Source organism: Synechococcus sp. H55.11, assembly GCF_047462475.1.
Taxonomy (GTDB): Bacteria; Cyanobacteriota; Cyanobacteriia; order Thermostichales; family Thermostichaceae; genus Thermostichus.
This window is the reverse complement of sequence record NZ_JANSJI010000026.1, coordinates 29,120-42,131: the sequence shown is the minus strand read 5'-3', so window position 1 is coordinate 42,131 and position 13,012 is coordinate 29,120. Positions and strand designations below refer to the sequence as shown.

The following is a 13,012-nucleotide window of genomic DNA, read 5'->3' as shown; positions in this document are numbered from 1 at the left end:
AGAGACAGAGGTTGCCGGTGGGATAAACTGAGATGCAGACAGGTGATTTTTGAACCTGACCTCTGCCCTGGTTCTCCCGCTCTGGTGGTTCTGATAAACAAAAACGATGATGTCCTCCCGCTCCTCTTGGGTCCCAGGTGCCGCTGCCGCGGGGAGCGGGATCTTTGTCTTCGCATTGGTGGTGGGCCTGCTGGATCAGATCCTGCCGACCCTGCCCAAGGTTTCCCTGTCCTTGGCCGGGATCCCTGGCCTGGTAGCGGCAATTGGGGCCTCCTACGGGGTTTGGCGGCTGGTTCAGATGGGTCTGCAGTCGCATTCCTGGCCTGACTTTCGAGCCTCGCTGCTGGCGGCTGTGTCCCCCTTCGATCCCGCCGATCACGGTGGCAGGCCGCGGCGACCTGAGGTGGATCCGCGTCCTCTGCAAGTGGCTGAGGAGATCCGCCAAACCCAGCTCCGCCACCAAAAGATCCTCGACCGCATCAAGCAGCAGGTGAAAGCCGAAATCCAAACCTGCGAACGCGCCCAAGCGCAACTGCGCAGCGAGCAGCAGCGGTGCCGAGTTCTGCAGGCCCAAGCCCAACAGTTGCAACGGCATCTGCAAAATCTCCAAACATCACCCCCGCCCTCTTCCCCAAACTCCAAACCGGCCAAACCCACACCAGGGCGGGAACTGCACCAAAAGCTCCGCCAGCTTCAATCGCAAGTTACCGCCCTAAAAATAGAGCTGGAACGCCAAGGGATCCAACTGCAGCAGTCGGAAGCCGAGCGGGCCCAGCTCCAGCAGCAGCAGCAAAAGCTCAAGCGCCTCCTGCAGCGCACAAAATGCGAGAATCGGCAGTTGCGCTCTCAACATGACCAATGGGCTCGGCAACTGGAGCAAACTCAACAGGAGCTGCAGGTTTTACGGCAGTCCTACCGTGCCTTGCAGGTTCTCCAAGAAATAGGCGCTACCTTAGCCCAGAAGCCACTCCCTGAGATCCCAGAAAAGGAGCCTTCTGGAACCTCCAGCTAGCAGCCTCAACTCACCCGCTTGAGCACGAACACACTCCCCTCGCTGCCCCGACCCATCCGTAAGTCTTCATCCAAATAGGTAATGTCCAGCCAGCCTGTTGGCTCGCGGCGGCGAAGGTCGATCTGGACAGCCGGGATCCGCTCTGGAGCCCGTTCAAGCAAATGGAGAAAACTCTCGATCTCGTAGCTCATCAACGCTTGGGAGCCGAGCACAAAGCGCTCGAAAATGACCCTGACCCGGCGTTCCGACTCCGGGTAGAAGCGGGCCGCCACCGCCAAAACTCCCCGTGGCAGCCAACCGGATCCCTGGATCTCCGCCACGTTGAAGACCCGTCCAGCTTTGGCCCGAATGCACTGGTAGATCTCGCCGGTGGTCAGAAAGGGCAACTTGGCCAGCCGCAGCAGGTCTGTGCTGGTGGTAAATAGGGTGAGCCAGTTCCCCTCCAACTTTTCAGGGGCAGAGGTTGGCCTGGGGGTGGGGTTGAGCACTTCCAGGGCAGCAATGTGAGACAAGATTTGGGCTTTCTGGTCAGGGGAAACCTTCCGGCCTCGGTCGGCCACCTCCAGCAGGCGCAACAGGGCCAGTTTTTGCTCAGCCAAAGACCCAGGCATGGGCTTACCGCAGCAGCACGACCCTATTTTAGGAGTTGGTGGCAGCCGAGTAGGGAAAGGGGGATCCCGGCCCTCAGCCAGTCAGCTCTTCCACCCGCCTGAGCTCTGCCACCTGCTCGTACCCCAGGCCTGCCCGCACCAACAGGGGCTCCGGCCCCGTGAGATCGATGACCGTCGAGACCTGGGCCCGATAGGGAGCCTCGTCATCCAGCACCAGATCCACCTGTTTCTCCAACTGTCGCATTTCTTCGGCGGTAAAGATTCCCCCCTCTTCCCAATCCCCAACAGAGTCAAAACCCACCTCCAAAGAGCCGACGGGATCCCCGCCCAGCTTGGCCGAGGTGGAGACGATGGGGTTGCCTAACTCGGCCAACAGCGCCTGACAGATGGCCGAATCGGGCACGCGGATGCCAGTGGTTTTCCGCTTGGGATCCATCACCAACCGGGGCACCAGCTTGGTGGCCGGCAACAGAAACGTAAACGGGCCTGGGATCAGCCGCCGCATCAGTCGATAGGCGGGATCGCTCACCTGGGCGTACTGGGCAATTTGGGAAAGCGAAGGGCACAAAAAGGTGAGGGGCTTGTCGTTGGAAAGCCGCTTGAGACGCCTTACCCGCTCTACCGCTTGCTTGTGGGTCACATCGCAGCCAATGGCATAGACCGTATCAGTGGGGTAGAGCATGACCGCCCCTTCCCGCAGAGCGGCTGCAATCCGTTGGATGGAGCGGGCCTGGGGATGCTGCGGATGGAGCTTAAAATACTCGGCCATTCGGGAGAAAAAAGCAAAATCTCAAGATTCGGGGCAGCTAGGGCTTTCCGCCACTTCCACAACCCCTGCAGAACGGGGAGTGGGCGGCACCGGCAGGGATCCCTGCGGCCAGTCCTTCAGTTGTTGCATCAGGGCTTGGATATGCAGACGTGGCAGGTAGGGCCAGTCGCCCGCCTCCTCTAGATCCTGCAGCACCCGATACAGAGCTTGACGGGTGTTGGGCAAAGCCTCCCGAAAGGCACCCTCCAGGATTGCGCGGTGCATCTCCTCCAGCAGCCGCAGGAGCAGCAACAGCTCCACACACGCTCCTGCCCTCGCCTGGGCTGCCTGTTCAACAGCCAACATGATCTGACGCAAATCCGGTGGCAGATCCTCCGCCGAGATATACATAGCCACTTATCTCTGGAGCTTGGCAAGGCATGGGCTCTCCCATTCTAGGATGCTTCCGCCTCAGGACTGGATGGATTTTGCCCCCACGAGATCCAGCTCCGCAGGGGATCCCCGACCCAGGCACTGCCACACCCGCTGCAAGAGCGGATCCAGCCCCTGCCTGGCAATCGCAGAAATGGCCACCACCGAAGTGCCGGCGGCAGCCGATAGCCTCTGGGTGCACTCGGCAACCTGCTGAGGATCCAGAACGTCGATCTTGTTCAAAACCAAAATTTGCGGCTTATCGATCAACCCGTGGCCGTAGGCGCGCAGCTCCTGCTGAATGGTCTGATAATCTCTGACGGGATCCGCCGCTGTGCCATCCACCAAATGGATCAGCACCCTGGTGCGCTCCACATGGCGCAAAAACTCGTGGCCCAGCCCCACCCCCAAGTGGGCCCCCTCGATCAGCCCCGGAATATCGGCAAACACCACCCCATCTCCGGAAGGATGAGGCACTACCCCCAAATTGGGCTGCAGGGTGGTGAAGGGGTAGTCGGCAATCTTAGGCCGGGCAGAAGAGACCACCGAAATCAGGGTGGACTTGCCCGCATTGGGCAGGCCGACAATGCCTACCTCGGCAATCAACTTCAGCTCCAGGCGCAGGCGCACCCGCTCTCCGGGTTCGCCCTTGGTAAATCGGCGGGGGGCACGATTGTGGTTGCTTAAAAAATGGGCGTTGCCCAGGCCGCCTCTGCCCCCGCGGGCCACCAACACTCGATCCCCCTCACACACTAGATCCCCCAGCAGCTCGCCGGTTTGAGCGTTGAACACCATCGTGCCACAGGGCACCCGCACCAGCCGATCCGCACCACCAGCCCCGCTGCGATGGTTGGGCCCCCCTTTGGCCCCATGTTCTGCCTTGATCACCGGCTGAAAGCGAAAATCCAGCAAGGTCTGCAGGCCGGGATCTGCTACCAGGATCACCGAGCCGCCCCGCCCACCATTGCCACCGGATGGCCCCCCAGCCGGCACATACTTTTCGCGGCGGAAGGCCACGATGCCATCTCCGCCATTTCCCCCTTGCACTTCAATTTCGGCTTGGTCAATAAAGTGCAATCGTTCTTCTCCCAAATCTTCTATGCTCTAGCTTGGCAAGATCGCCGGGAAACTTGCCACAAAAGACGCCCCGCTGAGCTACTATGGTATTTCCCCAGCCACATCCGCCGCAGGTGGGAAAGTGGGAGAGTAAACATACTCTCATCTGGGGCTTTGCCAAACTCGACTGGCCTTCTACCCATTGATTCCGCGCAACTGATTCTGTTACTGCACCCCTATGAGTCGATTCACCGCTGCCGATGTAGGTTTTACCACTGAAGACTTTGCCGCTCTCCTGGATAAGTATGACTATCACTTTAGCCCCGGTGAAATTGTGGCGGGTACGGTCTTCTCGGTGGAGCCGCGCGGTGCTTTGATCGATATCGGGGCCAAAACGGCTGCCTTTCTGCCGCTCCAGGAGATGTCGATTAGCCGCCTGGAAGATCCACACGAGATGCTGCAGCCCGGAGAAACCCGCGAATTTTTTATCCTCACCGAAGAGAACGAGGAGGGGCAACTGACCCTCTCTATCCGCCGCATCGAGTACATGCGGGCCTGGGAACGGGTACGACAGCTCCAGAAAGAAGATGCCACCGTCCGCTCAACCATTTTTGCCACCAACCGAGGTGGGGCTCTGGTGCGGATCGAAGGGCTGCGGGGCTTTATTCCCGGATCCCACATCAGCACCCGCAAGCCGAAAGAAGAGCTGGTGGGTGAAGAGCTGCCCCTGAAGTTTCTGGAGGTGGACGAAGACCGCAACCGTTTGGTGCTGAGCCATCGCCGCGCCTTGGTGGAGCGGAAGATGAACAAGCTGGAAGTGGGCGAGGTGGTAGTCGGCACGGTGCGAGGCATCAAGCCCTACGGCGCCTTTATCGATATTGGTGGCGTCTCCGGCCTGCTGCACATTTCCGAGATCTCCCACGATCATGTCGACACGCCCCACAGTGTCTTCAACGTCAACGACGAAGTGAAGGTGATGATCATCGATCTGGATGCGGAGCGGGGGCGGATCTCGCTGTCCACCAAGCAACTGGAGCCCAATCCCGGCGACATGATTCGGGATCCCAAGCTGGTGTACGAGAAAGCCGAGGAAATGGCAGCCAAGTACCGCGAGCAAATGCTGGCTGCCAAGCAAGGACAGGCGGAGAAAGCCCCAGCGGAAGTGGCGGAGGAAGAGCTGGAATACGCAGCGACGGCTGTGGAATAAGGTGGTTTCGGGATCAAGGGCTGGTGGGCAACGGTGAAGCTGGATGCTGGGAAGCAAAGCACTGCTTCATTTCCTGTAGCACCTGGGCATCTTGAGAAGCTGTCCTGGCACCCGCTTGGGCAGCCCAGCACTTGAGGCTTTCGATCTGGTCGCGGGCGATGGCGGCCAGGGGTACAGTTTCCCGGATGGACTGCAGGATGTCTTCTTGGGTGAAATCGCGCCGAGCGCCGCTGCCGCCGCCCCCAAAGGCGTTGTACATCGCATCCACGATCGCCTGCTCGATCTCGGCGCCGCTGAAGTCTTGAGCGGCTGCCGCCAGGGCATCCAGGTCGAACTCCCGCAGGCGGCTGGGGCGCAGCCGCTGCAGGTGCACCCGGAAGATCTCCTTGCGCTCGGCTTGGGTGGGCAGGTTGAGGAAAAAGATCTCGTCAAAGCGGCCCTTGCGCAACAGCTCCGGCGGCAGCAGGGGCACGTTGTTGGCGGTGGCCACGATGAAGACCGGGCTGGTTTTCTCCTGCATCCAGGTAATCAGGCTGCCAAACACCCGGCGGCTGGTGCCCGAATCCCCGTCGGCGCTGCTGGTGATGTTGCCAAAGGCCTTGTCAATTTCGTCGATCCAGAGCACACAGGGGGCCATGGCTTCTGACAGTTGGATCATCTGCCGCACGCGGCTTTCTGATTCCCCCACAATGCCGGCAAAGAGCCGCCCGGCATCCAATCTCAGCAGGGGCAGCCGCCACTCGTTGGCGATGGTTTTGGCGGAGAGGGACTTGCCGGTGCCCTGGATCCCCACCAGCAGCACGCCCTTGGGGTTGGGCAGGCCGTAGCGCCGCGCCTCTTCGGTAAAGGCTTCCTGGCGCACCCGCACCCAGGCCTTGAGGTTGTCCAGCCCGCCCACGCTTTTCAGGGTCTCGCGGGCGGTGAAAAACTCCAGGATGCCCGTCTGGCGGATGGCCTGTTTTTTCTCCTCCAACACCAGGTCGATGTCGGCCTCGTTCACCTCCTGCTTGGCGGCCAAGGCGCGGGCCAAGACGCGGCGGATGCGCTCCCGGCTCAGCCCCTGACAGGCTTTGACCAGTTGCTCGCGGGCCAGGGGGCTGAGCTTGAGTTTTTCCGGGGCCACGTAGAGCTGGATGAGGCGGCTGATCTCTTCGCTGTTGGGCAGGGGAATATCGACGACGGTGATCTCCTCGGCCAGGTCGCTGGGCACCTCCAGAGTGTGGCTGAGCAGGATCAGCATTTTGCGGGTGCGCTTGAGCTCGCGGCTGAGGTTTTTCAGCTCCCGCAGGATGGGGGCATTTTTGTCGCTGCTGGCGTTGCGCAGCACAAAGTGCAGATCCCGCAGCACAAACAGGGTGTCTTCCTGGGGGGCCGAGCGCCACACCCGCCCTAGAGCGGCCATGATGGAGCCGCGGTCTTCGCCGGTATCTTGCCAGCCCCGCACCACGTCCCAGAACAGCAGCCGCCGCGGCGGATCGGTTCTCTTGGCTACTTGCACGAGCACGGCGTCCGCCGGCTCCTCTTCGGGGGAAACCAGGTAGATCAGGGGGTAGCGGGCCCGGATCATCAAGTCCAGCTCCCGCACCAGCTCCCCTTGCACTTCGGTGGCAATCCCGCTCAAGCCGGGATCCCCGCTGCTTTGCCGATTGCGATCGGGGAGCTCTTTGAGATCTTTTGCGGCCTCTGCCATCGGGAGTTAGAAGGGTCTTGAGAAGATTCGGGGTCTATCTTCAGGATAGAGCAGGGATCCCTTGCAGTTCGGCCAACATGGCGCGGGCGGTCTGGGTGGGATCCGCCGCTTCCATCAGGGCCCGCACCACGGCTACGCGGCTGGCGCCTGCCTGGCGCACCTCGGCCAGGTTGTGGAGATCGATGCCGCCGATGGCAAACCAGGGCAGATGGGCCTTTTCGGCGGCCAGGCGCACGTACTCCAGGCCGGCAGGGGGTTTTTCCGCTTTGGTGGGAGTGGCATAGACGGGGCCGACGCCGATATAGTCCACGCCGCTATTGAGGGCTTGGGCCAGCTCTTCAGCGTTGGTGGTCGACAGGCCAATCAGCCGCTGCGCTCCCAGCAGTTGCCGGGCTTGGGCAACCGGCAGATCCGTCTGCCCCAGATGTACCCCATCCGCTTGGCTGACCAAAGCCAAGTCCACCCGGTCGTTGACGATCATCAACGCCTGATAGCGGTCGCACAGTTGCCGCAGCTGCCTGAGATCCCAGAGCATCTCTCTGTCGGGAAGGTTTTTGCGGCGGTACTGCACCAGTGTTACCCCCCCGCGTAGGGACTTTTCCACCACTTCCAGCCAGTGGGGCACCGGGCTGGTAACCAAATAAAGATGGGCTGCCAGGAGACGCTGCCGCAGGGATCCCCCCAGCAGCTCACTTTCCAGAACATAGAGCCGATAGCGCATGTCTTTGGCCAGCTTGGCCAGGCCGGGCGCTACCCAACGACTGGACTCGGCCAACTTGCCGTATTCTTCCAGCACCCGCAGCGCTTCTTGCACACGGCTGCAATTGGCCTGCAACAGGTGGCCGAGATCCCGCCGTTGCTCCTCTTGCGGGTGGGAGATCTGGGTGCCTGGGTCGGCAGGGGTATCGCGGGCCAGCCGCAGCGGGTCGCTGTGCCAGCGGGCCAGGGCTTGGCGCATGGCCTTGCATTCCGCAGAGAGCTTTTCCTCTTCCAGGCCGAAACGAAACCACTCCTCCAGCACCCGTAGCCCTTCGCGAGCGCGGTCGAGGTTGGCATCCAGAATACGGGCGACGGCCTGCGGTTTCATGTTCCCTGCACGCGGGAAGAAGAGGGAAGTTTAAGAGAATCTTGATCTCTACTGTAAATCGGAATGGTTTTTCCGCAGCTGTTCTTGGCTTTCGGCAGAAAGGGGTTGATGCCACAAGGCGTTGAGAAAAGCTTGCTGCAGCGTGTGGCCCCAGGCAAACTCCCGCGGGCCGGCCCCTTCCGGCAGGTAGGCCCAAGCGTAGCACTCACAGGCGGGAAAATAACGGATCTCCCACCAAGTTCCGCCTACGGGCACATCTTTCACTGCCCGTAAGAAAGGGCCACGATGGCGGGTGAGGCGCTCTTCTACGAAATAGGGGCCTTCGAGCTGGAGGGCCTCTACTGCCGCAATGAACTCGGCTCGTTGTCGCTCATTTCGCATCATCTCCCGGCTTCCCCTCTCGGATTGGCTCTATTGTAGGAGGAGATTTCTGGAGGATCCCGCTTGATTCAGCCCAGACCGGGAACCCAATTGCGCCTGGCGCCGCCGGTGCTGTGTCTGAGCAATGGACACGGGGAAGATGAGGTGGGCAGCCGCCTTGCCCTGGCCCTGATCCAACTGGGGATCCCGGTGCAAGCCCTGCCAATTGTGGGAGAAGGGACAGCCTACCAACGCCAAGGGATCCCCCTTCTGCCCGTTGCTCAAGTGATGCCGTCGGGGGGGTTTATCTATCAAGATTGGCGGCAGTTGTGGCGGGATCTGCGGGCCGGCCTGTTGGGGCTGACGGGGCGGCAACTGGCTCTGGTGCGGCGGGCGGCGGCTCAGATGAAGCTGGTGCTGGCGGTGGGAGACATTGTGCCCCTGGCGATGGCCTGGTGGAGCGGGATCCCCTATGTTTTCGTGGGCACGGCCAAGTCGGATTATTACTGGCGGGACGAACGGGGGCCGTACCGCCGCGCTTGGATGGGGCAGCCGGTTTCCGATTACCTGCCCTGGGAACGCTGGCTGATGGCCCACCGGCGCTGCCTGGGTTCTTTTTTGCGGGATGAGCTGACGGCAACCGCTTTGCAAAAACGGGGCCTGAGGGCCTTCTACCTGGGCAACCCGATGATGGACGGCCTGGAGCCGCGCGGGGCATTACCTTTAGATCCGCACCGACCGGCCTTGCTGCTCTTGCCGGGATCCCGTCCGCCGGAAGCCTACCGCAACTGGGCCCTGATGATGCAGGTGGTGGAGCGGATCCCAAGGGAGGTTCAAGTTTATGCTGCCCTCAGCCCCAACCTGGAACCAGACCAGCTTCAGGCTCGGATCCCACCTCAGCGCAGCGATGTACTTCTGGTTTGGGGGAACTTCGGCGCCTGTGCCCACCGGGCCACGGTGGTGCTGGCCATGGCGGGAACGGCCACCGAGCAATGTGTGGGCTTGGGAAAGCCGGTGGTCACTTTGCCGGGCGGGGGGCCACAGTTTACGCTCCGCTTTGCCGAAGCCCAAACCCGTCTGCTGGGATCCGCCGTCCACTTGACCTCGGTGGAGCAGGCCCCCGCTGTGGTTGGCCGGATTCTGGAGCGTCTGGCCGTCGATCCCAACTACACGGCTGAGTTGCAGGCCCACGGACGCCGCCGCATGGGATCTCCAGGCGCTGCCCGGCGGATTGCCGCCCAGGTTCGAGATTGGCTCAAGCCACCCGACCCGGTTTTGGAACCGTCCGAGCCGGGTATATAGTGATCTCAAATCCTTAACCAGAGAACGAGTTAAAAATCCTGACTGATCTCCGTTGGTTTTCTGTTCGTTGTCATTGTTCAATTTATTGGGTAATGTCAAACCTTTTGGGGTTGGAGAGCAGTTGGTGGATCCCTTGCTACGGGTGGGCGGGAACGGCGCTGGCTCTCCCTTGGGCCAGTGGCTGGATCAAGCGCAGTGGCCCGCGCCCGGCAGCTTACCTCAATATCCTACTGACCTTTGTGGCCCTTGCTCATGGCCTTTGGCTGTTGCGGCAGGTTTGGGGTCGGGATCCCCAGATCCTGAACTACCTCTGGTTTCGGGTGGCCGATCTGGATTTGACCCTGTCTTTGGAGGTTTCGTCTCTGACGCTGGGAACCGTTGTCTGGTTCAGCGGCTTGAGCCTGCTGGCCCAGATCTATGCCTTGGGGTATTTGGATAAGGACTGGGGCCTGGGTCGCTTTGCCGCCCTGATGGGCTTTTTCGAGGGCGGGATGACGGGGATCGCCCTCAGCGATTCGCTGTTTTTCAGCTACGCGCTGCTGGAGATGCTGACGCTTTCCACCTATCTGTTGGTGGGCTTCTGGTACGCCCAGCCGCTGGTGGTCACTGCAGCGCGGGATGCTTTTCTCACCAAACGGGTGGGAGACCTGTTGCTGTTGATGGGGGTGGTGGCGGTTTCCAACTTCTCCGGCTCTTTGACCTTTTCCGGCCTGCGGGATTGGGCGGCTACGACCAGCTTGGATCCGACTTGGGCGGCCTTGATGGGGTTGGCTTTGATTGCAGGGCCGCTGGGCAAGTGCGCCCAGTTCCCGCTACACCTGTGGCTGGATGAGGCCATGGAGGGGCCCAACCCGGCTTCGATCCTGCGCAACTCGGCGGTGGTAGCCTGCGGCGCTTTTGTCTTGATCAAGCTGCAGCCCCTTTTGGCTCTCTCTCCCCTCACCGATGGGGTGCTGGTGGCCATCGGCACGATTACGGCTATAGGGGGATCCCTAGTGGCCTTGGCGCAAATCGACCTCAAGCGCACCTTCTCCTACTCCACCAGTGCCTACCTAGGCTTGGTGTTTGTGGCGGTGGGGACGGGGCAGCCGGATTTGGCCCTGGAGCTGCTGCTCACGCACGGCCTGGCCAAGGCGCTGCTGTTTATGGGGGTGGGATCCCTCATCTACACCACTGCTACCCAGGATCTGACGGAGCTGGGGGGCCTAGGGAGCCGCATGCCGGCTACCCTAGCCGCCTTTGCCGTGGGATCCCTGGGGATGGTGGCCCCACTGGGGTGCTTTTGGACTCTCATTCGCCTGGCGCTGGTGTACAGCGAGCCGGCCCTGATGGGGGTGTTGCTGCTGGTTAACGGGCTGACGGCTTTGAACCTGGCGCGGGTGTTTGGTCTGGTCTTTTTGGGATCCCCGCAGCCCAAGACGCGCCGCGCGCCTGAGGTGGGCTGGCTGATGGCCCTGCCCATGGTTATCCTGACGGTGCAGAACTTGCTCATGCCCTGGCTGCTTTGGCGCTGGGGGCTTTATCCCGCTTGGATCCCGGAGCTGCAGCAGATGGCTGTCTTGCTGGGGACCGCAGGGTTGCTGGGAGGCGGTGTTGGTGCCTGGCTGTACTGGGGAGGCCGGCGGCGGCTGCGCCTGCCCTGGCCGGAGCTGCAGGATCTCTTGGCCCAGGATTTCTACACCGGGCAGCTCTACCAGGCGCTGCTGGTGCAGCCGGTCAGCGCCCTCTCCCGCGGACTGGAATGGCTGGATCGCAACGGGGTGGATGGCCTGGTGAACGGGGTGAGCCTGGCTTTTTGGTTTAGCGGCGAAGCCCTCAAGTACACCCTGTCGGGGCGGATGCAGCTTTACGTGCTGCTCATTGTCATTGGGGTCGTGGTGGTTACCGCTTGGCTGCTGCGTTCGCCCCATTTGGGATTGGCCTATTGAGTGGGAGAAAGCGATGCTCAGCCTTTTGGTCGGGATCCCGTTGTTGGGCAGCATCTTGGTGGGGCTGATCCCCGAGCGAGCGGGGAAGGGCCTGCACCGGACTTTGGCTTTGGGGTTTGGCCTGGCTTTGTTGGGGCTGAGCTTGGGATTGCTGCTGCTTTTGGATCCTCAAGAGCAAGGGATCCAGATGGCCGAACGAGTGGCCTGGATCCCGCAGTTGGGCTTGGTTTATGAGCTGGGGGTGGACGGGATCTCCCTGCCGCTAGTGGTGATGACTGGCTTGCTGGTGTTGATTGCCCTTTGGGCCAGCGGCCAGGTGGAGCGGCCTCGCCTCTACTACAGCTTGGTGTTGCTGCTGGCAGCCGCCATTGCGGGGGCTTTTCTGGCCCAGAACTTGCTGCTATTCTTCCTGTTCTACGAAGTTGAGCTGATCCCGCTTTATCTGCTGATTGCCATCTGGGGCGGGCCGCGGCGCACCTATGCTGCCACCAAGTTTTTGGTCTACACCGCTGTCTCTGGTATTCTGCTGCTGATTGGCTTTTTCGGCCTCAGTTGGCTGAGCGAGGTTCACAGCTTTAGTTACACCGTTCTGCAGGCCCACCCCTTGCCCCTGCTGCAGCAGCTTTTGTTGCTTGTTCCCATCCTGCTGGGGCTGGCCATCAAGATCCCCTTGGTGCCCTTCCACACCTGGCTGCCGGATGCCCACGTGGAGGCTTCCACCCCCATTTCGGTGCTCTTGGCGGGGCTCTTGCTCAAGTTGGGCACCTATGGCCTGGTGCGTTTTGGCCTACAGCTTTTGCCGGCTGCCTGGGAGCAAGCCGGGCCCTGGCTGGCCAGTTGGGCGGTGGCCAATGTGCTGTATGGATCCCTGAACGCCTTGGTGCAGCAAGATATGAAAAAGCTGGTGGCCTACAGCTCCATTGCCCATATGGGCTACATTCTCCTGGCCACGGCGGCGGCCACCCCCCTCTCCTTGGTGGGATCCCTATTCCAGATGGTGAGCCACGGCCTGATTTCCTCGCTGCTGTTTCTGCTGGTGGGTGCCGTCTACGCCAATACCGGCACGCGGGATCTCAGGTTGCTGCGGGGATTGCTCAACCCGGAGCGGGGCTTGCCGCTTATTGGCAGCTTGACGGTGTTGGGGGTGATGGCCAGCGGCGGCACGCCCGGCCTGGTGGGCTTTATTGCCGAGTTCACCCTCTTTCGGGGCAGCTTTCCCGTCTTCCCCCTGCAGACGCTGCTGTGCATGGTGGGGACAGGATTGACGGCGGCCTACTTTCTGCTAATGGTGAACCGTGTCTTTTTCGGGCGCCTCTCGGAGGTGGCCATTGCCATGCAACGACATGCCGCCGGAGAACGCCTGCCTGCTGTAGTTCTAGCAGTGCTGGTGGTGTGGCTCGGCCTCCAGCCTGCCTGGGCAACCCATTGGGTGGAGTCCACCGCCGCTCACTGGGCCAGGCCGGTGGCCCTCAATCTTGCTGAAGCAGGCAGGCCGATCACTGCTTTCGGGCCTGGGTCATCTTCGTTGTGACGATTTGGTGAGATCAACTGGGTTTTTGTTGTTGTCTCAACCGCTGCT

The 13,012-nt window shown here is 61.5% G+C and carries 12 protein-coding genes; 5 read left to right on the top strand and 7 right to left on the bottom strand.

Going from position 1 to position 13,012, the window contains the following annotated elements:
* The first annotated feature begins 106 nt into the window (after positions 1-106).
* Positions 107-1,012, top strand: coding sequence for a hypothetical protein (locus NW853_RS01055; protein ID WP_414347196.1), 906 nt, complete (start codon positions 107-109; stop codon positions 1,010-1,012).
* Between the two features lie 5 nt (positions 1,013-1,017).
* Here the strand turns inward: NW853_RS01055 and NW853_RS01050 are convergent, their stop codons facing one another.
* From NW853_RS01050 to obgE, 4 genes are all read right to left on the bottom strand, one after another.
* Entirely contained in the window at positions 1,018-1,623 is a 606-nt protein-coding gene (locus NW853_RS01050; protein WP_414347194.1) for a PAP/fibrillin family protein, read from the bottom strand.
* A gap of 73 nt (positions 1,624-1,696) precedes the next feature.
* Positions 1,697-2,392: an L-threonylcarbamoyladenylate synthase gene (locus NW853_RS01045; RefSeq protein WP_414333157.1), complete on the bottom strand. Its 696-nt coding sequence runs from the start codon at positions 2,390-2,392 to the stop codon at positions 1,697-1,699.
* Positions 2,393-2,413: 21 nt separating this feature from the next.
* Positions 2,414-2,782, bottom strand: coding sequence for a hypothetical protein (locus NW853_RS01040; protein ID WP_414333159.1), 369 nt, complete (start codon positions 2,780-2,782; stop codon positions 2,414-2,416).
* 60 nt (positions 2,783-2,842) lie between these two features.
* The gene (gene obgE / locus NW853_RS01035) at positions 2,843-3,880 is read right to left on the bottom strand and encodes a GTPase ObgE (protein ID WP_414347203.1); all 1,038 of its coding nucleotides are present in this window, start codon (positions 3,878-3,880) and stop codon (positions 2,843-2,845) included.
* A gap of 217 nt (positions 3,881-4,097) precedes the next feature.
* Here obgE and NW853_RS01030 point away from each other — a divergent pair, with 217 nt between their 5' ends.
* A complete protein-coding gene (locus NW853_RS01030) occupies positions 4,098-5,066 on the top strand; it encodes a 30S ribosomal protein S1 (protein WP_414333161.1) in 969 nt (322 codons plus the stop codon).
* A 13-nt stretch (positions 5,067-5,079) separates the two neighbouring features.
* Here the strand turns inward: NW853_RS01030 and NW853_RS01025 are convergent, their stop codons facing one another.
* From NW853_RS01025 to NW853_RS01015, 3 genes are all read right to left on the bottom strand, one after another.
* On the bottom strand, positions 5,080-6,633 hold the full coding sequence (locus NW853_RS01025) for an AAA family ATPase (protein ID WP_414347201.1): 1,554 nt from the start codon (positions 6,631-6,633) through the stop codon (positions 5,080-5,082).
* A gap of 163 nt (positions 6,634-6,796) precedes the next feature.
* Positions 6,797-7,843, bottom strand: coding sequence for a thiamine phosphate synthase (locus NW853_RS01020; protein ID WP_414333163.1), 1,047 nt, complete (start codon positions 7,841-7,843; stop codon positions 6,797-6,799).
* Between the two features lie 48 nt (positions 7,844-7,891).
* Positions 7,892-8,227 carry a hypothetical protein gene (locus NW853_RS01015; RefSeq protein WP_414333165.1) on the bottom strand — a complete coding sequence of 112 codons (336 nt, stop codon included), beginning with the start codon at positions 8,225-8,227 and terminating at the stop codon, positions 7,892-7,894.
* A 60-nt stretch (positions 8,228-8,287) separates the two neighbouring features.
* On the opposite strand from NW853_RS01015, the gene NW853_RS01010 reads away from it, so the two are divergent.
* The 3 genes from NW853_RS01010 to NW853_RS01000 all read left to right on the top strand — a co-directional run bounded on the left by NW853_RS01010 (position 8,288) and on the right by NW853_RS01000 (position 12,964).
* Entirely contained in the window at positions 8,288-9,505 is a 1,218-nt protein-coding gene (locus NW853_RS01010) for a lipid-A-disaccharide synthase-related protein (RefSeq protein WP_414347192.1), read from the top strand.
* Between the two features lie 92 nt (positions 9,506-9,597).
* Positions 9,598-11,433: an NAD(P)H-quinone oxidoreductase subunit F gene (locus tag NW853_RS01005; RefSeq protein WP_414347190.1), complete on the top strand. Its 1,836-nt coding sequence runs from the start codon at positions 9,598-9,600 to the stop codon at positions 11,431-11,433.
* Between the two features lie 13 nt (positions 11,434-11,446).
* Entirely contained in the window at positions 11,447-12,964 is a 1,518-nt protein-coding gene (locus NW853_RS01000; protein ID WP_414347188.1) for an NADH-quinone oxidoreductase subunit M, read from the top strand.
* Positions 12,965-13,012: the final 48 nt, after the last annotated feature.